This is a genomic window from Streptomyces sp. FH025 (assembly GCF_017427025.1).
GTDB lineage: Bacteria > Actinomycetota > Actinomycetes > Streptomycetales > Streptomycetaceae > Kitasatospora.
The window spans coordinates 1-18,606 of record NZ_JAFLNG010000014.1 but is presented as its reverse complement, the minus strand read 5'-3'; the positions used below and the strand labels follow the sequence as shown (position 1 = coordinate 18,606).

Here is an 18,606-nt window from a genome sequence, read left to right as displayed (position 1 = left end):
TCCTTAGGAAGTCCGGCCGCGGTCCGACCGGGGAACGGGGGCCGGTGTCAGGGTGAAGAAGCGCTGCTGCCACAGGGCGTGCAGTTCGAGTCCGGTCCGTTCGGTGAGGGGGACGGTGGCGCGGCCCAGCGAGCCGACCGTCCGGGTGCCGTCCGCCCGCTCCAGGAGCGCGAAGAGCTCGGGGGACACGGGGGCTCGCGGGCCGGTGGCGTGGTCGAGGGAGATCTCGTGGGCGACGGCGTGCTCGCCGGAGAGGTCCGCCCGGGTGGTCCTGGTCAGCTTCGTGACCGGCCGGAAGGTCAGGACGAGGCCGTCGAGCGCGCGGTGGACGTCGGGCCGCCGGCGCACCACGAAGTCCTCGACGACCAGGCGGTCGAGGTCCGTGGTGAGCAGGCAGGTCAACGCGTCCTCGACGGTCTGCACGATCGGCTCGGCGTTGTTGTTCATCGACGTGTTCAGCAGGACCGGGGTGCCGGTGAGCTCGCCGAAGCGGGTGACGAGGCGGTGGACGCGCTCGTTCACCTCCGGGGCGACGATCTGGATCCTCGCGGTGCCGTCGACGTGGGTGACCGCGCCGAGCTCCTCCCGGTGCTCGGGGCGCACCCGCACCACGAACGACATGAAGTCGTAGTTCGCGGCCGTGTCGGGCAGGTCGAAGTACCGGTCGGCGGCCTCGGGCACGACCATGGGCGCGAAGGGCCGGAAGCCCTCCCGCTTCTTGATCATCGCGTTGATGCGGGTCCGGTTCTCCGCCGGCCGCGGGTCGGCGAGGATGCTCCGGTTGCCCAGCGCGCGCGGGCCGAACTCGGAGCGGCCCTGGGCCCACCCGACCACGGCGCCCTCGGCGAGCAGCCGTGCCGTCGTCTCGACGATGTCCGCCGGCCGCTCGAACTCGACCAGCCGGCCCCAGGCTTCGAGCTTCTCCTCGACCGCCCGTGCGCCGCCCAGGTCGGGCCCCAGGCTCGCGCTGCGCAGCCGCTCCTTGAGCCGCACCGTGCCGGACAGCGACTCCTGGGCCAGCAGGGCCGCACCCTCCGCCGTACCGGCGTCGTGGGAGGCGGGGTGCACGAACACCTCGGAGAAGAACCCCGACCGGAGCACGGCGCCGTTGAGGCTGCAGTTGTGGGCGACACCCCCGCTGAACACCAGTCGGGTGTGCCGGGTGGACAGGCTCCAGTACCTCAGCACGTGCAGGACGATCCGCTCCAGCATCTCCTGGAGCCCGGCGGCGAAGTCCTTGTGGCGCTGTTCCACCGGGTCGAAGGAGCGCCGGGGCGGCAGCCCGTGGGCGAAGAAGGTGTTGCTGACGTATTCGAAGGCCAGCGCGTACGGCGAGAATTCGTAGTCGCCGTTCGGGCCCAGCGTGTACATCGACTCGAAAACCGGGCGGTAGACGGCGGGATCTCCGTACGGTGCCAGGCCCATCACCTTGTACTCGTCGCCGAAACGGAATCCGAGGTGCCTGGTGGCGTTCAGGTAGAGCAGTCCCAGCGATTTGTGCATGGCGAACTTCGTGACCGGGTCCAGCGTGCCGTCCGCGGCGCTGAAAACGGTTCCGGAACAGTCCTCTCCCATGCCGTCGAGGACGACGACGAGTGCTTCGACCATCCCCGAGCGGGCGAAGCCGGACATGGCGTGGGCGCGGTGGTGCGACGCGTAGAACAGCTTCTCGTCGGGGAGCTCCCAGCCCAGCCCCTCCTTCAGCCGGTCCTTGATGAGCTGCCGCGAGTAGCGGAGCGGCACGGCGGGGTTGTCGACGTAGAGACCGTTGAGCATGAGGTCCAGGTACTGCTCGGGAAAGTAGTAGCCGACCGCGTCGATGTCGGCGGGAGCGACCCCGGCGATGTCGAGGCAGGCCCGAACGGCGTTGATCGGGAATTTCGTGGTGTGTTTGATCCGGTTGAAGCGCTCTTCCTCGACCGCCGCGATCAGGACGCCGTTCCGCACCAGGGCGGCGGCCGCGTCGTGGTACATGTATTCGCGAAGCCCTGGCACGATATCGGAATTCTCGGGGGAGAAATTTCCGTTCAGTCCGATCGTCAACATGTTCGTCAACGTAATGTGGGGCGTGGGGCGCTGCAACCGGTGCGATGGGGAGGGTGACAGCGGCACACGTCCAGCCGAATCGGCGGCGAATTCCGCATGATTTCCGATTCTCCCGGTCGTGGGCCCGCGGTGGTCCCGGCCCGGAGCGGGCGGGACCACCGGCGCCGTTCCCCGGAGGTCAGGAGAGGTAGTCCTCCAGCCCGCCGTCGCGGCGGATGTCCAGGGTCACGCAGTGGAAGCCGCCGCCCAGCTCGCGGGAGTGGCGCAGCCGGTGCGGAAGGACGGTGATGCCGGCGTGCTCCAGCAGCTTGATCAGGCTCTCCTGGCCGGACTCGACGATGGCCGTGTCCGGACCGACCATCAGCAGGTTCATGCTGATCCAGCTCTCGCTGAGCGCGTGCTCCGGGGCGTCGCCGGACGGCTCGGCGGGCGGGCACCACAGGACGTCCCAGCCGCGCAGCGGCTCCGGGACGGTCTCGGGCGTGACCCGCTCCGGGTTGAGCAGCACCAGGCCCGGCCGCAGCAGCGCGATGGTGCTGTCGATGTGGGTGTAGCCGTAGATGTCGCGCAGCGGGTGCAGCCGCAGGCCGCCGTCGCCGAGCAGGCCGAGGGTGGACTCCAGCCACCGGAGGCCGAGTTCGTTGCCGCTGCGGGACACCTGGTAGAACACGTCCCGGCCCAGGCGCAGCACGTTGGCGGCGTCGAAGACCGGCTCGGCCTCGCCCAGCAGCGGCAGCCCGTCCTCGTCGAACTCGAAGAGCTCGTCGTTCAGTTGCGGCCGGGGGGCGGCCAGCCAGCGCGCGCCGCGGCGCAGGTAGTCCTGGAAGAGGCCGCGCAGCCCGAACACCTCGAAGTAGCGCTGCCGCATCGGGCTGGCCACCTCGATCACGGTGTCCCCGATCACCAGGGTGAGGTCACGCGGGCAGTAGGAGTGGAAGCCGCCGTCGGCCTTCCAGCGCGGCGCGGAGAACTCGGCCGAGTGGTCGATCACCTCGGGCTGGTGGACGGTCACCCCCAGGCCGCGCAGGGTGGTCACCAGCGCGTCCAGGTCCTCCTCGGTCTCCTCGACGACCTGCTGGGAGTAGGGGCCGACCTTGATCGAGGCCAGGTCGGCGGCGCTGGTCTTCGGGAAGCAGGACAGCCACGAGGACGGCTCGGACTGCTCGGGCAGCCGGGCGCCCACGGCGGTGCCGACCACCACCTCGCGCAGCGTGGTGAACTCGTCCCAGCTGTGGACCGGACGGGCCGAATCGGACATGACTCCCCCTTGACACGGGATCAGGAAATGGCGGACCGCTGCGGAGGCGCAGCGGCCGGGGACACGGCGACGGGAGCGGCGACGGGAACGGCGGCGGAGCGCGGCGGGGCCGGGAGAGCGCCGCACGACCGGGAGCGGCCCGGCGGGAACGCCCGGGCCGCTCCCGCCGGGCCGGGGCGTGCGGGAGATCAGCGGTGGATCAGCGGGACATCACCGGCCGGGCAGCCGAGTCGACGGTGGTTCGACGGGCCGGGATCGATCGTCAAGCTACCCGCCCGCCAGACGACGGCGCAAGGACCGTGATCGATACCGGTGACGGCACGCTCAGCGGTCCGCGGATTGTTCAACTCCCGTGCCCCGGCGCCGATCAACGGCGCCGGCGTGCCCGGGTTTCACCACCGCCGGGCCCGCCGGATCCGGTTGCCGCCCGCGAGCGCCAGCAGCGCCCCGCCGGCCGCGGCGAAGCCCGCCACGGCCAGGTTCTGGAGCTGGGTGCGGCGCCGGTCGGCGGCGGCCGCCCGGGCCGAGGCCGCCAGGAAGGCCCGCTCGACCCCGGCCGGGGCCAGCTCGCCCGCGGCCACCCGGCGCCGGAGCTGGTCCAACCGGACTCCCCGGTAGAGCAGTTCCGGGTCGCGGTCGGCGGTGGACCAGCTGCGCGCGGCCGCGGTGAGCCGGCGGTGCTCCGCGAGCACCTCGCGGTCCTCGGCCAGCCAGTCCCGCAGCCGGGGCCAGGCCTGCGGCAGCGCGTGGTGGGAGAGTTCGACGGTGCCCCGGTCGACCACCACCAGCCGGGCCCGGACCAGGCGCTCCAGCACCTCCGGCACCCCGGGATCGTCGAACTCGGCCCGCCCGACCGGCTTGCGGGCGCCGTCGTCGCCACCGGCCGTGAGCGCTCCGATGACGGCCTCGCCGGACTCCAGCGCCCGGGCGCCCCGGGACGCACCCTCCCCGCCGGGCAGCAACTCCCCGGCGAGCCGCAGGAACACCGCCCTCGCCCGCACCCGGTCGGTCGCGTCCAGCCCGTTGAACAGGGCCTCCGCCGTCCGGGCCAGCGCGCCCTCGAAGCCGCCGGTGGCCTGGAAGCCCGCCAGGGTGAGCGCGTTGCCGCTGCGCCGCCGCCAGGTCTCCAGCAGGGCCGCGGACAGCAGCGGGAGGGCACCCGGCTGCTGGGCGGCGGTCGAGATCAGCACGGCCAGCAGCGCGCCCTCGACGGTGCAGCCGGCCCGCAGCGCGGGTTCGGTGATCGCCCGCCGCAGCTCGTCCGGCGCCGGGCGACCCACCGTCAGCACCCCGGGCCGGGCGGCCTCGGCCAGCTCCGGGTGCTCGGCGAACAGCGGCCCGCTGCGGTCGGATCGGATCACCAGCACCACCCGGCAGCGGGTCGGCACACCCGCAGGCAGCCCGGCCGGGGCCCCGGCCGGACCGCCCTCGGCGAGGGCCGCCAGCGCCGTCAGGAAACGCGCCCGCTCGGCGCCGCTGCGGCACCTCGTCCACAGCTCCTCGCCCTGGTCCACCACCAGGACCGGGTCACCGGTGGCCTCCCCGGCTCGCTGCCCGAGCCGGGCGAGCGCGAGCGCGTACGCCTCCATCGGCCGCTCGCCCGGTGTCAGCAGCGCCACCGGCACGCCGCCGCCCACCTGGGCGTCCCGCTCCGCGACCGCGCCCCGCCGCGCGGCCCGGCCGGCCCCGGCCGAGGCGTCCAGCCGGGCCAGCAGACCCGCCCTGACCAGCGAGGACTTGCCCGCCCCTGACGGCCCGGTGAGCACCACCAGCCGCCGCTCGGCGAGCAGCCCGACCAGCCGGTCGAGCAGCGCCTCGCGCCCGAAGAACCGCTCGGTGTCGGCGGCCTCGAAGGCCACCCCGCCGGGGTACGGAGCCCGGCCGGCGTCCTGGGCCCGCCTCCGGAGCGCGCTCTCGGCGGCCAGTTCGGCGGCGAGCAGCTGCCAGCGGCGCTGCCACTGCGGCACGTCCCCGCCGCAGGCCTGCACATAGGCGATCGTGACGGCCAGGCTGGGCAGCCGCCGGCCGCCCGCGGCCACCGACAGACTGGCCGCCGAACAGTGGGCCCGTAAGGCGAGCTGGCGGTAGGGCGGGCTTCCGGCCCGCTCCCGTAGGGCTCTCAGATCGCCCGCGAACCGCAGCAGCGGCCCGTCTCCCGGGTCCAACGGACTCTCCCGACGCGGCACTCCGGCCCCCTTCTTCCTTGAAGTGGTGTCCTGACCACCCTCGTGGCCCCGCGTCCGCGTGTTCCACGGGAGTCTCGTGCGCATCCCCCGGGGATTCATCATGCCCAGCGCGGTTGGTACCGAACAATGGGGCGTACGGGTCGGTTGTTCCGAGTTGATGTTCAATGTCCAGCCGCACGGCGTCGAACAATTGGGGTGGGATAGAACCGGGAGCCGCAGCCTTCGCTGACTTCGGAGACATCCATGAAGTTCACGCGGTACTGCCGTTCCCTGCTGTCCACACCCGCGATGGCGGTGGAGCGGTACACCAAGAGTCACCAGTCCGGGGCCGACATCGCGATGGTCGACCTGGAGGACTCCGTCCCGCCCGCACGGAAGGAGGAGGCCCGCCGGCTCGCCGAGGAGTTCTTCGCGCTGCCGTCCGCCAAACTGGCGCGCAGCGCGGTGCGCATCAACACGCTGTCCGGGCCGGACGGCCTGCGCGACCTGATCGCGATCGCCCGGTACCGGGTCAAGCCGGACATCGTGCTGATCCCGATGGCGGAGTCCCCCCGGGACATCGAGATCGCCGCCGGGGCGCTCGGCGCGGACTGCCCGGAGACGGAGTTCCTGGCCGTGGTGGAGACACCGCTGGGCATCGAGCGCGCACCCGCGATCGCGGCCGCCGGGCACCGGCTACGCGGGCTGGTGTTCGGCTCGGCCGACTACGCCTTCGCCGTGGGCGCCCGGCTCACCTGGGAGGCGCTGGCCCACGCCCGCGGCCGGGTGGTCAACAGCGCCCGCGCCGCCGAGGTGGAGGCGATGGACGCGCCGTTCTTCGAGGTCGCCGACCTGGCCGGGCTGCGCCGCGAGGCCGGGCTCGCCCGGGACCTCGGGTTCAGCGGGAAGATCGCCGTCCATCCGCGCCAACTGGAGCTGATCAACGAGACGTTCAGCCCGGACGAGGAACTGCTGGAGCGCGCCCGCCGGGTGGTCGCGGCGGGGCTGGAGAACGGCCGGTCGGTCACCGTGGTGGACGGCGTGATGGTCGGCATGCCCTTCTTCGAGGCCTCGCAGCGCCTGATCGAGCAGTTCGACCCGCCCCGGCCCGCGCCCATGCCGGGAGGCACCCGGCACCACGCGTCCGACGACACCCCGAACCACGCGACGGAGAAGTGACGATGACCGAAGAAACGATTCTGGGCCCGCGCCGCTACCGCAACGCCGAGACGATGCTGGCCAGCGCCGACCCGGTCTGGCAGGCCGCCGCCGCCAACGGACTGATCGGCATCACGGTGGACTCGGAGTCCAACAACCGGCTGATCGTCCGCGAGACCGGCCACGAGTTCGCCAACATGGTGTCCTGCGCCTACCTGGGGCTGAACAACCACCCGACGATCGCGGCCGGCGCGGTGGACGCGCTGGCCGAGTCCCGCAGCACCTGGCTGGTCACCTCGACCACCCGGATCCGGCACAACCTGCTGGTGCGCCTGGAGGAGGAGCTGGGCGAGCTGTTCGGCGCGCACATCCTGCCCGGCGCCTCCTGCACCGCGCTCACCGCCGGCATCCTGCCGCTGGTCGCCTCCGGCCACCTGGACGGCACCTGCCAGGGCGGCGGCGGCCCCCGGGTGATGGTCTTCGACCGCTTCTGCCACTTCTGCATGGCCTACGTGAAGCCGATCTGCGCCGACGAGTCGATGGTGCTGACCTGCCCGCACAACGACCTGGACTACCTGGAGGACATCTGCCGCAAGTACCCGCGGGTCGCCTACGTGGCCGACGGCGCGTACTCGATGGGCGGCGCGGCGGCGCTCGACGGCCTGCTCGAACTCCAGGACCGCTACGGGCTGTTCCTCTACATCGACGACTCGCACTCGCTGTCCATCATGGGCGAGCGCGGCGAGGGCTTCGTCCGCTCCAAGCTGGAGATGAACCCGCTCACCGTCATCGTGTCGAGCCTCGGCAAGGGCTTCGGCACCGGCGGCGGCATCGCCATGCTCGGCAACCGCGAGCAGTTCGAGTTCCTGCACCGGCACGCCGGACCGGTGGGCTGGTCGCAGAACATCGCGCTGCCGCTGGTCGGCGCCTCGCTGGGCGCCGCCGCGATCCACCGCTCCCCGGAACTCGGCGATCTCCAGGCGAAGTTGAACCGCAACATCGACCTGTTCGACGAACTGCTGCCGACCTCGTTCGCGGGCAACGGACTGCCGGTGCGCCGGGTGGACGTCGGCGACGCCGAGCGGGCGGTCAAGCTGTCCGCCCAGCTCTTCGAGCGCGGCTTCTACAGCTCGGCGGTGTTCTTCCCGATCGTGCCCAAGGGCGAGGCCGGGCTGCGGCTGATGATGCGCGCGGACATGGACGAGGCGCTGATCCGCGAGTTCGCCGGGCACGTGAAGGAACTCACCGCTGATCTCTAGGAATCCGGGGGCCGGAGTGATGGACGGAACGGAGGCCGCCGGCTACCGCCGGATCGGCGAGCGCCGCTACCGCGAGGTGGTCGGCCGGTACTACGAGGAGTTCACGGTCGGCGAGGTGGTCGAGCACCGCCCCGGGCGGACCGTCACCGAGCTCGACAACGTGCTGATGAGCATGCTGAGCATGAACGACGCCCCGCTGCACATCGACGCCGCCTACAGCGAGCACACCCCCTGGGGGCGACCGATCGTCTCCAGCCTGGTGACGCTCAGCATCGTCGGCGGGATGACCGCCCGCTCCACCAGCGGGCGCACCACCGCCAACCTGGGCTGGGAGAACATCCGGATGACCCGCCCGGTGTTCGCCGGTGACACCCTGTACGCGGAGACCGAGACGCTCGCCAAGCGGCTCTCCAAGAGCCGTGAGGGGCAGGGCATCGTGAGCTGCCGCACCACCGGGACGAAGTCCACCGGCGAGGTCGTGGTGGTCTTCGAGCGCAGCTTCCTCGTCCCGCTGCGCGGGCACGGGCTGGACGAGGCCACCGGGTACTGAGGATCGGTACGGGCCCGGCACCGCCGCGCGCGGTGCCGGGCCCCGTGCCGTTCAGTCCTCCCGGCGGACGTCCACCAGCACCTTGCCCATGGTCTCCCGGGCGGCCAGCGCCCGGTGCGCGTCGGCCACCCCGGACAGCGGCACCGTACGGTCGATCCGGGCGACCAGCCGGCACTCGCCGGCGAGCCGGAGCAGGTGCCCGACGAGGCCGGTGAACAGCACCCGGTCGTCCAGCACCTGTTGCAGCCAGAACGCCAGCAGCCCGGCGGAGCGCTCGGCCAACTCGTCCACCGAGAAGGCCTCCTCGGGGCCGCCCCGGGCGCCGACCGACAGCAGCCGGCCGAACGGGGCGAGCGCGGCCAGGCCGGTCCGCAGCGACGGGCCTCCGACCGAGTCCACGAACAGGTCCACCCCGCCCGCCCGCGCGAGCCGCTCGGCGAGTCGGGGGTCCGCCGGGTCGAGCGCGTCGTCCGCGCCCAGCGAGCGGACGAACTCCCGCTTGGCCGGGGTGGAGGCCAGCCCGAGCACCCGGCCGGCGCCCAACTCCCGGGCGAGCTGCACCGCGAGGTGCCCGACCCCGCCGGCGGCGGCCGTGACCGCGACGCACTCGCCCGGCCGGAGCCGCCCCGACAGGGCGAGCGCGCCGTAGGCCGTCGTGCCCTGCTCCAGCAGCGCCAGCGCCTGCGCGTCACTCACGCCGTCCGGCAGCTCCACCGTGAACCTCGTTTCGGCGCAGGCCACTTGGGCGTACCCGCCACCGGAACGCAGCAGCGCGGCGACCCGCCGGCCGTCCCCGCGCCGCCGCCCGACGACGTCGGCGCCGAGCACGGCGGGCAGCGGGTAACGCGCGTACTCGCCGGTGCGGCAGTGCAGGTCCGCGTAGTTGAGCCCGGCCAGGGTGACGTCGATCAGCACCCGGCCGGGGCCGGCCGCCGGCTCGGGCACCGTCTCGGTGCGGAACTCCTCAGGGCCGCCGTAGCGGTGGATGACCGCCGCGCGCATCGTGCCCGTGGTCATGCCCGGGCTCAGCCTGCGAAGAGCGCGAGCAGCCGGGCCTCGGCGGCGCGGGCGGCGTCGGGGCTCTCGGCGATCACGCAGTACATCACCGAGCCGTCCGCGGGCGCGAAGTCGCAGCTGAACACCACACCGGTGCCGCTCGCCGGGTCGAAGGCCAGCCCGGAGCGGTCGATCGCCGCCAGCGCCTGCGCGAAGGACGGCACCTTGAGCCCGGCGAGCTCCAGGATGTACCGCGAGCCCCGGTGCTCCTCGCGCACCAGCCGGCCGAAGAGGGCGTCGTGCAGATGGCTGGAGCCGGTGAGCCGCCCGTTGGTCTCGTGGAAGTAGATCTCGCCCTTGGGGGTCAGCACGGCGTCCGCGCTGACCGTGCCCCGGTAGCCGATCACCCGCAGCGCCTCGCACAACCGGGCGCCCTGGTCGACGAGTTCGGACCGGGCAGCGGAGTCCGGGGTGACCGGGGGAGTGATCTCGCCGACCACCACCGGCCGCATCAGCATCTCGCCGCAGCCGGAGAGCACCACCCCCTCGTCGAGGACGAAGAACTGCGCGTACAGCGGCGCGGAGTCGGTGAAGAACCGCTCCACCACGACCCGTTGGCCCCGCCCGCCGGTCAGCCACTCCCACCGCTCGGCGACGTACGCGGCCACCGCGGCCCGGTCCGCCAGCGGCACCACCCGCTCGGCTCCGGCCGCCGTCACCGGCTCGTCCCGGCTGAGGATCTCGTTGCCGAAGCCGCCGGCCTGGTACTCGACCTTCACCATCACGCTGTGGCCCTGGGCCAGCAGGCCCTCGATGGCGGCCTCCACCTCGACCGGCGAACCGGCGACCGTCCCCGGGGGGATCGGCACCCCGGCGCCGGCGGCCACCGCCCGGAACGCCGCCTTGCTGTTGACCAGCGCGTTGCCGCCCTGCGCGGCGAAGGCGTGGCCGGGCATCGCGTGCTCGGCGCCGAGCGAGGCGGCCAGCTCGGCCACCGCCCCGTTCGGGGAGATGGCCAGCACCCGGTCGAGCGTGCGGCCCTCCAGCACCCGGCGCAGCTCGGCGCGGAAGGCCGGGTCGGCCAGGCGGTCGGTGGTGAGGATCTCGGTGCCCTCGGTGCCGGGCGGCGGCACCACGAAGGTGAGGCTCTCGGCCCGGACGCCGGTCAGTCCGGTGACGTACGCCAGGTACTCGGGGTCGGGGCCCCAGGGCAGCACCAGGATGTCGCCGTCCTCGGCCCACCAGAGCATCCGCTGGGCCCCGCAGCCGGCGAACCGCTGTTCCAGCGGTGTCATGCCGGTGAGGTCCCCGACCATCTCCTCGGTGCGGTTGTTTCCGATGCAGAGCGTCGTCATGTGGTGAACTCTCCCGGTGTCCGGCGCTGTTGGCGGCCGTCGTGGTGGTCCGTCGCGGCACGCGTGTGGCGTGTGCCACCGGTGTAGCGCACCGGGGTTGTTCTGGTTCGGCCCTCGGTCATTGAACAAAAACGCCGAACAATCGCCGAGGAGCCGGAAGGGGACGACGGTTCCGCCCCCGGGCCTCGCGGGCGCGGAACCGTCCTGTCCGGGGCCGTTACTTGGCGCCGAAGGCCTTCTCGATGTCCTCGACGACCTTCTCGGCCGCGATCGGGCCGGAGCTGCTGCTCCACACCTGGCCGTCGACGCCCATCACCTGGTCGGTGCCGACCGCCTTGAGCCGGGTGAAGGCCTCCTGCTTGCGGGCGGTCTCCAGGGCCTTCTCGCCCTCGGCGTTCAGGGTGGCGACGAACACCCGGTCCGCGTCCGCCTTGTTGAGGTTCTCCAGCGACAGCGGGTCGGAGTGCGGCTGCGCGCCGAGGCCGTCGGCGATCGGCAGGGTGGTGGCGCCGGCCTTCTTCAGCAGGTCGCCCGGCATGTTGGTGGTGTTCATCACGATCGGGCCGCTGGGCATCCAGCGCATCACCACGGCCGAGCCGTTCTTGCCCTCGCCCGCCTTCGCGGCGCGCTTGTCCAGGGCGTCCAGCTTGGCCGTCAGGTCGTCCTTGTGGTTCAGCGCGTCGCCGTACACACCGAGCACCGAGCGCCAGTCACCGGCCTTGGGCACCACGGTCGGCGCCACCGCCGAGAGCTGGTCGTACTGGGACTTCTCGATCCCCGAGGAGGCCAGGATCAGGTCCGGAGCGGCCTTGAGGATGGCCTCGATGTTGGGCTCCTTGACGGTGGCCACCAGCGGGATGCCGTCCGCCTTGAGGTAGGCGGGAGCGGTGGTGCCGCCGCGGCTGGAGCTGGTGCCGACCGGGGTGAAGCCGAGCGAGAGGGCGGTGTCCAGCGAGGTGTCGCCGAGGGCGACGATCCGCTTGGCCTCGGCCGGGACCTCCACCGCGCCGAACGCGGTGTCGATGCTGCGCTTGCCGCCCTTCGCGGCGGAGGTCGACGAGGCGTCACCCGCGGAGTCCTTGGACCCGGAGGAGCCGCACGCCGTCAGGCCCAGGGAAAGGGCGCCGACGACGGCCGCACCGAGCAGGGTCTTGGTAAAGCGGGTGCCAAGCATGGATCTTCTCCGGGAAATGGTAGTTTACGGACGAACCGATTTACTGAGGTTAGCCTAACCATAGGCGAAGCCCTGATGGGAAGGCCCGGCGTGACGTTCCGATCACTACTGCTGCGCGGACTGATACCCGCCGGCGCGATCCTGCTGGCCGCCGTCCTGGCGAGCCTGCTGCTCGGTGCGGGCGACGTGGGACCGTCACGGGCCCTCGCCACCCTGCTCGGTGACGGCGACTCCGACTCCCGGTTCACCGTCTTCCACCTGCGCGCCCCCCGGACGGCCGTCGCGCTCGCCGTCGGCCTCGCCCTCGGCGTCGCCGGCGCCGTCCTCCAGGCCGCCGCCCGCAACCCGCTGGCCGAACCCGGCCTGCTCGGCGTCAGCACCGGTGCCTCCTTCGCCGTCGTGGTCGCCATCGTGCTGGGCGCGAGCGCCGCGAGCGTCGGCCCGTACGTCGCCGTGCTCGGCGCCGCCGCCGGCTGCCTGCTCGCCCTCGGCGCCGCCCGGCTGCGCGGCGCGGGCGACGACCCGGTCCGACTCGTCCTCGCCGGCGCCGCCCTGAGCGGACTGATGAACGCCGCCACCGCCGTGCTGCTGCTCTCCGACGCCCGGGCCGCCGACGAGATCCGGTTCTGGACCATCGGCTCCGTCGCCGGGCGCGGCACCGACCAACTCCTCGCCGTCCTGCCCGTCCTGGTGGTCGGTCTGGCGCTGGCCGTGGCCGCCGGCCCCGCGCTGACCGCGCTCAGCCTCGGCGACGACGTCGCCACCGGCCTCGGCCACAAGCCCCGACGCGCCCGCGCCCTCGCGGTCGGCGCCGTCGCCCTGCTGGTCGGCGCCGCCACCGCGATCGCCGGACCGGTCTCCTTCGTCGGCCTGGTCGTGCCCTTCGCCGCACGCGCGTTGGTCGGCCCAGACCTGCGCCGACTGCTCGTGGTGTCCGCCCTGCTGGGCCCGGCCGTCGTGCTGCTCGCCGACGTGGCCTCCCGGCTGGTCGCCCGCCCGTACGAGATGCCGCTCGGCGTGATGACCGCCCTGTGCGGCGCCCCCGTCCTGGTCGCCGTCGTCCGCTCGCACAGAATGCCCGCCCTGTGAACGCCCCCGCCGTGAAGACGCCCACCGTGAACGCCCCCACCGTGAAGACCCCGGCCCTGCCCGTGCCGCCCGGCACCCGGCTGATCGCCCTCGGCGGCCGCTCGGTGCTCGTCCCGGTGCGCCCGCTGCTCGGTTGCGCCGCCCTGCTGGCCGTCGTGGTCGTCGTGACCGCCGTCTGCCTGGCCGTCGGCGAGACCCGGCTCAACCCGGTGGACGCCCTGCGCGCGGCCTTCGGCAGCGGCACGCCGCGCGACGTGCTGCTGGTCGAGAAACTGCGACTGCCGCGAGCCGAGGCCGGACTGGCCGTCGGCGCCGCCCTGGGCGTCGCGGGCTGCCTGATGCAGACCCTCGCCCAGAACCGGCTCGCCACCCCGGACACCGTCGGCTTCAACAACGGCGCCACCGCCTTCGCCGTCGCCTCCGTCACCGGCACCGCCACCCAGCTGCTGCCCTCCGCCGCCGCCCTGGTCGGCGCCACCACCGCGGCCGCGCTCGCCTTCGCCCTCGGCGGCGGCGCCGGCCGCAACGGCTACCGCTTCCTGGTGGTGGGCCTGGGCATCGGCGCCGTCTTCGGCGCGGTGACCAACCTGCTGCTCTCGCGCGCCGCCGTCGACTCCGCCAACGCCGCCTACGCCTGGACGGTCGGCACCCTCAACGGCCGGGACACCGACGCCGTGACCTACCTGCAACTCGGCCTGCTGGTCTGCCTGCCCGCCGGCATGCTGCTCGGCCGCCGGCTGTCGCTGCTGCGCTTCTCCGACGCCGTCGCCACCGGCCTGGGCGTCCGGGTCCGCGGGCTGCGCGTCGCCGTGCTGCTGGTCGCCGTGGTCTGCTCGGGCCTCGCCGTGGCCGTCGCCGGACCGCTCGGCATGATCGCGCTCGCCGCCCCCGAGGCCGCCCGCCGCATCGCCGGACCGCGCTCGGTGCCGGTGCTCACCTCGGCCGTCGCCGGAGCCGCCTTCACCCTGCTCGCCGACCTGATCGGCCGTACCGCCCTGTCGCCGCTGGAGGTGCCGGCCGGCCTGGTCACCGCCGTCGTGGGCGGCCCCTACCTGCTCTGGCTGCTGCTCACCACCCGCCCCCGGAGGACCGCATGACCGCCCGTACCGCGACCACCGACGACGTGCACCGGCTGGAGACCAGCGCGCTCACCCTCGGCCACGACCGCACCATCGTGGTGCGCGAACTCGACCTCGAACTGCCCGCCCGGCAGGTGACCGTCATCGTCGGCCCCAACGGCTGCGGCAAGTCCACCCTGCTCGGCGGCCTGGCCCGGACCATCGCCCCGCGCTCCGGCGCCGTCCTGCTCGACGGCAAGCCGCTCACCTCGCTCCCCACCCGGGCGATCGCCCGGATCATCGGCCTGCTGCCGCAGTCCGCCACCGCCCCGGACGGGCTGACCGTGCGCGACCTCGTCCGCTACGGCCGCCAGCCGCACCAGGGCCTGCTGCGGCAGTGGTCCACCGCCGACGCCGAGGCCGTGGAGCACGCGCTCTCCGCCGCCGACCTGCACGACCTGGCCGACCGCCCGCTGGACACCCTCTCCGGCGGCCAGCGCCAGCGCGCCTGGATCGCGATGGCCGTCGCCCAGGACACCGACATCCTGATGCTGGACGAACCCACCTCGGCGCTGGACATGGGCCACGCGCTGGAGGTGCTGGAGATGGTGCGCGGCCTGACCGAGCGCGGCCGCACCGTCGTCCTGGTCCTGCACGACCTCACCACCGCCTGCCGCTACGCCGACCACATGGTCGCGATGCGCGACGGCCGGGTGGCGGCCCAGGGCGCGCCCCGGGACATCGTCACCCCGGAGCTGGTGCGCGAGCTGTACGGGGTGGAGAGCGCGATCCTCACCGATCCGGTCCACGGCACGCCCGTGGTCTGCCCGGTCGGCCTGGCCCCCCGCCCGGGGGCGGGCCGATGACCTGAACCGCCGGGACGACCTGAACCGCCAGGTCGGGGATCTGTGCGACCGTCCGCCGCGGGCCATCGGCCCGCGGCGGACTCGCTTATGACAACAGCATTGACGTGAAACGGCGCCGCCGGTTTCATGGCTCGCACTTTCCCCCACCCCACCCCCACGACCAAGGCGGTGATCCGTTGGCAACGACGGTGAAGGACACGGACAGCGGTCCGAGAGCAGGCGCGAGCCACGCCACCATGCACAAGTCCATCGGCCTGCTGGACGGCGCGGCGATCGCCGCCTCCAGCACGGCGGCCACCAGCAGCATCGGCATCGGCCTGGGGCTGATGGCCGGCGTCGTCGGCCTCCATCTGCCCGCCATCATGCTGCTGGCCTTCCTGCCCGTCCTCGCCATCGCGGGCGGCTACGGGCGGCTGAACGCGGTCGAGCCGGACGCCGGCAGCAGCTACCGCTGGGTCGGCCGGACGCTCAACCCCTGGCTGGGCTTCCTCACCGGCTGGGTGAACACCGTCGGCACGGTGGTGTTCATGGCGTACACCACCACCGTCACCGGCTCGGCGATCATCCAACTCCTGGACGAAGCGCACCTGCGCAGCATCGCGGGCCTGCGCCTGGACGCCGACTCCACCGTTCAGTGCACCCTGCTCGGCCTCGTGGTCCTGATCGGCGCCGCGCTGGTCGCGGTGCGCGGGCTCGACCTCGCCGCCCGTCTTCAGAAGGCGCTGCTGGTCTTCGAGTACCTGGTGCTGCTCGGCTTCTGCGGCTACGGGCTGTTCGCCGGCGACCAGCCGTTCTCGCTCCAGTGGTACAACCCCTTCGACATCCCCTCCTTCGGCGCGGTGGCCCAGGGCATGGTGCTGGCCGTGTTCTGCTACTGGGGCTTCGAATCGGTGTTCAGCGTCGGCGAGGAGGTGCGTGACCCGCGCGACGCCTCCCGGGGCGGCTTCATCGCCCTGGTGGTGATGATGCTGCTCTTCCTGTTGGCCGGCACCGCCTTCCAACGGGTGCTCCCGCTCGACGAGCTGGCCGACAACGGCGCCCACGGACTGACCTACTTCGGCACCAGACTCGCCCACCAGCCGCTGGCCGCACTGCCGTTGATCGCGCTGATGTTCTCCGCCGTGGCCTCGCTCCAGTCCTCGGTGATCCCCACCGCGCGCGGGATGTACGCGATGGGCCGCGACGGCGTGCTCGGCCCGGTCTGGACCAGGCTCCACCCCCGACACGCCACCCCCGCCGTCGGCACCCTGCTGATCACGGGCGTCGCCGTCGCCCTGGCGCTGGCCTCGATCGCCATCCCCACCGTCAACGACCTCATCTCGGCGGCCGTCAACGCGATCGGCATCATCGTCGCGCTCTACTACGCGCTCACCGCCATCGCGGCCGCCGTCCGCTTCCGCCACCTGCTGCGCACCGACCCGCTCCAGAGCCTGCGAGCCGTGGTCGGCCCACTGCTCGGCGCGGCCGCGCTGCTCGCCGTCGGTGGCTACCTGGCCTGGACCTTCTACGACTCCACCGACCACTTCGAACTCGCCGCCGACAACGGGTGGTTCGAGCTGGCGGTGGTGGCGCTGATGATCGTCACCGGACTCCCGTCCGCGGCCTGGGCCCGCTGGCGGCGCCGGTCGCCGTACTTCCTCCGCCCCGCCGACTGACCGACTCCCGTACGACGCACGAACGGAGCACCACCCATGACCGAGGCCGATCTGGTCTTCACCCGCGGCCCCGTCCACACCGGCGACGCCGCCCGCACCCGGGCCACCGGCCTGGCCGTGACCGGCGAACGGATCACCGCCGTGGGGCACGACGAGATCCGGGAGCTGATCGGGCCGCGGACCGAGGTCGTGGACCTCACCGGCAAGCTGCTGCTGCCGGGCTTCCAGGACGCGCACGTCCACGCGGTCTACGGCGGCGTCGAGCTGGCCGGCTGCGACCTCACCGGCACGGTCGGCGTCGCCGACTACCTGGAGCGGATCCGCGCCTACGCCGGGGCCAACCCCGGCCAGGAGTGGATCACCGGCAGCGGCTGGTCGCTGGAGAGCTTCGACGGAGGGCTGCCGACCCGGCACCTGCTCGACTCGGTCGTCCCCGACCGGCCGGTGTACCTCACCAACCGCGACCACCACGGCGCCTGGGCCAACACCCGCGCCCTGGAACTGGCCGGCCTCACCCGCGACACCCCCGACCCGGCCGACGGCCGGATCGAACGGGAGGCCGACGGCACGCCGAGCGGCACCCTCCAGGAGGGGGCGACCACCCTGGTGGCCCGGCTGGTGCCGCCCGCCATGGCCGCCGACCGGCTGGACGGCCTGCTGCGGGCGCAGCGCCTGCTGCACTCGCTCGGCATCACCGGCTGGCAGGACGCGCTGCTCGGCGTGTTCAACGGCCAGCCCGACCCCTCGGACGCCTACCTGGCCGCCGCCCGCTCCGGGGCGCTGACGGCGAGGGTCACCGGGGCGCTCTGGTGGGACCGCGAGCGGGGCGCCGAGCAGATCCCCGAACTCGTCAGGCGGCGCGCCGAGTTGAGTCACGGGCGGTTCCGGGCCGGGTCCGTGAAGATCATGCAGGACGGCATCGCGGAGAACTTCACCGCCGCGATGACCAGCCCCTACCTGGACGGCTGCGGCTGCGCGACCGCCAACTCGGGCCTCAGCTTCGTGGATCCGGTCGCGCTGCGTGCGTACGTGACCGAACTGGACGCGCTCGGTTTCCAGGTGCACTTCCACGCCCTCGGCGACCGGGCCGTCCGGGAGGCGCTGGACGCCGTCGAGGCGGCCCGCGAGGCCAACGGCCGGCGCGACACCCGGCACCACCTCGCCCATCTCCAGGTGGTCCACCCGGACGACCTGAACCGCTTCGCCCGGCTCGGCGCGATCGCCAACATCCAGCCGCTGTGGGCGGCGCACGAACCGCAGATGGACGAGTTGACCATCCCCTTCCTCGGCCCGGAGCGGGCCGGCTGGCAGTACCCCTTCGGCGCGCTCCAGCGCGCGGGCGCGACCCTCGCGGCGGGCAGCGACTGGCCGGTGAGCAGCCCGGACCCGCTGGAGGGCCTGCACGTGGCGGTCAACCGTATGGAGCCGGGGTCCACGCACGGCCGGGTGTTCCTCCCCGAGCAGCGTCTGGACCTCGCCTCCGCCATCGCCGCCTACACGGCCGGAACCGCCCACGTGAACGGCCATGACGACGCCGGGACGCTGGTGGCCGGGAACCTGGCCGACCTCGTCGTGCTCGACCGCGACATCCTCACCGGGCCCGCGGAGGAGATCGCCGAGGCGCGGGTGCTGCGGACGTACGTGGGCGGCGAGTTGGTCCACTCGGCGGACTGACCGCCGGCCGGAAGCCAGGCACCTGCCCCGGGCCGCTTGCGGGGCGGGTGCCTTTCCCCGTTCGCCCGGGAGGGTGGTTGGGGCCTGCCTGACGCTTCGTCAATCGAGCTGCTCGAGAGCGGAGTTCGGCTGAACCGTGCCGAACCGCGCGAGGCGGGCTTCGGCGGCGTCGAGGAGGAGTTCGAGCGCGTACGGGTAGCCGCTGAGCGGCATGTCGGCGGTGAGCAGGCGGGCGGTGGCGGCGATGTTCGGGTGGGTGGTGGCGTCGAGCCGGGCGTAGGAGGCCTGCCAGACCTCCAGGTC

The 18,606-nt window shown here is 73.3% G+C and carries 14 protein-coding genes and 1 pseudogene; 8 read left to right on the top strand and 7 right to left on the bottom strand.

Features of this window, described 5'->3' with window-relative positions; translation table 11 throughout:
- Positions 1–3: 3 nt before the first annotated feature.
- From J0670_RS02040 to J0670_RS02030, 3 genes are all read right to left on the bottom strand, one after another.
- The gene (locus J0670_RS02040; protein WP_207808962.1) at positions 4–2,046 is read right to left on the bottom strand and encodes a carbamoyltransferase C-terminal domain-containing protein; all 2,043 of its coding nucleotides are present in this window, start codon (positions 2,044–2,046) and stop codon (positions 4–6) included.
- Positions 2,047–2,224: 178 nt separating this feature from the next.
- Positions 2,225–3,304: an inosamine-phosphate amidinotransferase 1 gene (locus J0670_RS02035; protein WP_207808961.1), complete on the bottom strand. Its 1,080-nt coding sequence runs from the start codon at positions 3,302–3,304 to the stop codon at positions 2,225–2,227.
- A 392-nt stretch (positions 3,305–3,696) separates the two neighbouring features.
- Positions 3,697–5,469: a hypothetical protein gene (locus J0670_RS02030; protein ID WP_207808959.1), complete on the bottom strand. Its 1,773-nt coding sequence runs from the start codon at positions 5,467–5,469 to the stop codon at positions 3,697–3,699.
- Positions 5,470–5,733: 264 nt separating this feature from the next.
- Here J0670_RS02030 and J0670_RS02025 point away from each other — a divergent pair, with 264 nt between their 5' ends.
- Genes J0670_RS02025 through J0670_RS02015 form a run of 3 tightly spaced genes read left to right on the top strand, consistent with a single transcriptional unit; the run spans position 5,734 to position 8,436 of the window.
- Positions 5,734–6,648, top strand: coding sequence for a CoA ester lyase (locus J0670_RS02025; protein WP_207808958.1), 915 nt, complete (start codon positions 5,734–5,736; stop codon positions 6,646–6,648).
- Between the two features lie 2 nt (positions 6,649–6,650).
- Positions 6,651–7,886 carry an aminotransferase class I/II-fold pyridoxal phosphate-dependent enzyme gene (locus J0670_RS02020; RefSeq protein WP_207808956.1) on the top strand — a complete coding sequence of 412 codons (1,236 nt, stop codon included), beginning with the start codon at positions 6,651–6,653 and terminating at the stop codon, positions 7,884–7,886.
- A 19-nt stretch (positions 7,887–7,905) separates the two neighbouring features.
- Complete coding sequence (locus J0670_RS02015; RefSeq protein WP_207808955.1) at positions 7,906–8,436, top strand: MaoC family dehydratase; 531 nt, start codon at positions 7,906–7,908, stop codon at positions 8,434–8,436.
- A 51-nt stretch (positions 8,437–8,487) separates the two neighbouring features.
- Here J0670_RS02015 and J0670_RS02010 read toward each other — a convergent pair whose 3' ends face one another.
- From J0670_RS02010 to J0670_RS02000, 3 genes are all read right to left on the bottom strand, one after another.
- Positions 8,488–9,453 (bottom strand): zinc-binding dehydrogenase, encoded by a 966-nt coding sequence (locus J0670_RS02010; RefSeq protein WP_243436395.1) that lies wholly within the window; start codon positions 9,451–9,453, stop codon positions 8,488–8,490.
- Positions 9,454–9,461: 8 nt separating this feature from the next.
- Positions 9,462–10,787, bottom strand: coding sequence for a peptide ligase PGM1-related protein (locus tag J0670_RS02005; RefSeq protein ID WP_207808954.1), 1,326 nt, complete (start codon positions 10,785–10,787; stop codon positions 9,462–9,464).
- 217 nt (positions 10,788–11,004) lie between these two features.
- Positions 11,005–11,961 carry an ABC transporter substrate-binding protein gene (locus tag J0670_RS02000; protein ID WP_207808953.1) on the bottom strand — a complete coding sequence of 319 codons (957 nt, stop codon included), beginning with the start codon at positions 11,959–11,961 and terminating at the stop codon, positions 11,005–11,007.
- Positions 11,962–12,051: 90 nt separating this feature from the next.
- Here J0670_RS02000 and J0670_RS01995 point away from each other — a divergent pair, with 90 nt between their 5' ends.
- The 5 genes from J0670_RS01995 (at position 12,052) to J0670_RS01975 (ending at position 18,303) form a co-directional block, all read left to right on the top strand.
- A complete protein-coding gene (locus J0670_RS01995) occupies positions 12,052–13,050 on the top strand; it encodes an iron ABC transporter permease (RefSeq protein ID WP_207808952.1) in 999 nt (332 codons plus the stop codon).
- Positions 13,051–13,061: 11 nt separating this feature from the next.
- A complete protein-coding gene (locus tag J0670_RS01990) occupies positions 13,062–14,147 on the top strand; it encodes an iron chelate uptake ABC transporter family permease subunit (RefSeq protein WP_207808951.1) in 1,086 nt (361 codons plus the stop codon).
- Positions 14,144–14,974 (top strand): ABC transporter ATP-binding protein, encoded by an 831-nt coding sequence (locus J0670_RS01985; protein ID WP_207808950.1) that lies wholly within the window; start codon positions 14,144–14,146, stop codon positions 14,972–14,974. The genes J0670_RS01990 and J0670_RS01985 overlap by 4 nt, the downstream gene beginning before the upstream one ends.
- Before the next feature lie 236 nt (positions 14,975–15,210).
- Positions 15,211–16,629: an APC family permease gene (locus tag J0670_RS01980; protein WP_207808949.1), complete on the top strand. Its 1,419-nt coding sequence runs from the start codon at positions 15,211–15,213 to the stop codon at positions 16,627–16,629.
- 36 nt (positions 16,630–16,665) lie between these two features.
- Positions 16,666–18,303 (top strand): amidohydrolase, encoded by a 1,638-nt coding sequence (locus tag J0670_RS01975; protein WP_207808948.1) that lies wholly within the window; start codon positions 16,666–16,668, stop codon positions 18,301–18,303.
- A 99-nt stretch (positions 18,304–18,402) separates the two neighbouring features.
- On the opposite strand, the pseudogene J0670_RS01970 reads toward J0670_RS01975, so the two are convergent.
- Positions 18,403–18,606, bottom strand: a pseudogene (locus tag J0670_RS01970) (hypothetical protein); the annotation flags it as partial.

What these genes read in the sequence shown, in the direction of transcription:
- J0670_RS02025 (WP_207808958.1), top strand. Translation starts at nt 5,734, where the DNA reads ATGAAGTTCACGCGGTACTGCCGTTCCCTGCTGTCCACACCCGCGATG.
- J0670_RS02000 (WP_207808953.1), bottom strand. Translation starts at nt 11,961, where the DNA reads ATGCTTGGCACCCGCTTTACCAAGACCCTGCTCGGTGCGGCCGTCGTC.
- J0670_RS02010 (WP_243436395.1), bottom strand. Translation starts at nt 9,453, where the DNA reads ATGACCACGGGCACGATGCGCGCGGCGGTCATCCACCGCTACGGCGGC.
- J0670_RS02040 (WP_207808962.1), bottom strand. Translation starts at nt 2,046, where the DNA reads ATGTTGACGATCGGACTGAACGGAAATTTCTCCCCCGAGAATTCCGAT.
- J0670_RS02005 (WP_207808954.1), bottom strand. Translation starts at nt 10,787, where the DNA reads ATGACGACGCTCTGCATCGGAAACAACCGCACCGAGGAGATGGTCGGG.
- J0670_RS01985 (WP_207808950.1), top strand. Translation starts at nt 14,144, where the DNA reads ATGACCGCCCGTACCGCGACCACCGACGACGTGCACCGGCTGGAGACC.
- J0670_RS01975 (WP_207808948.1), top strand. Translation starts at nt 16,666, where the DNA reads ATGACCGAGGCCGATCTGGTCTTCACCCGCGGCCCCGTCCACACCGGC.
- J0670_RS02020 (WP_207808956.1), top strand. Translation starts at nt 6,651, where the DNA reads ATGACCGAAGAAACGATTCTGGGCCCGCGCCGCTACCGCAACGCCGAG.
- J0670_RS02015 (WP_207808955.1), top strand. Translation starts at nt 7,906, where the DNA reads ATGGACGGAACGGAGGCCGCCGGCTACCGCCGGATCGGCGAGCGCCGC.
- J0670_RS02035 (WP_207808961.1), bottom strand. Translation starts at nt 3,304, where the DNA reads ATGTCCGATTCGGCCCGTCCGGTCCACAGCTGGGACGAGTTCACCACG.
- J0670_RS01980 (WP_207808949.1), top strand. Translation starts at nt 15,211, where the DNA reads ATGCACAAGTCCATCGGCCTGCTGGACGGCGCGGCGATCGCCGCCTCC.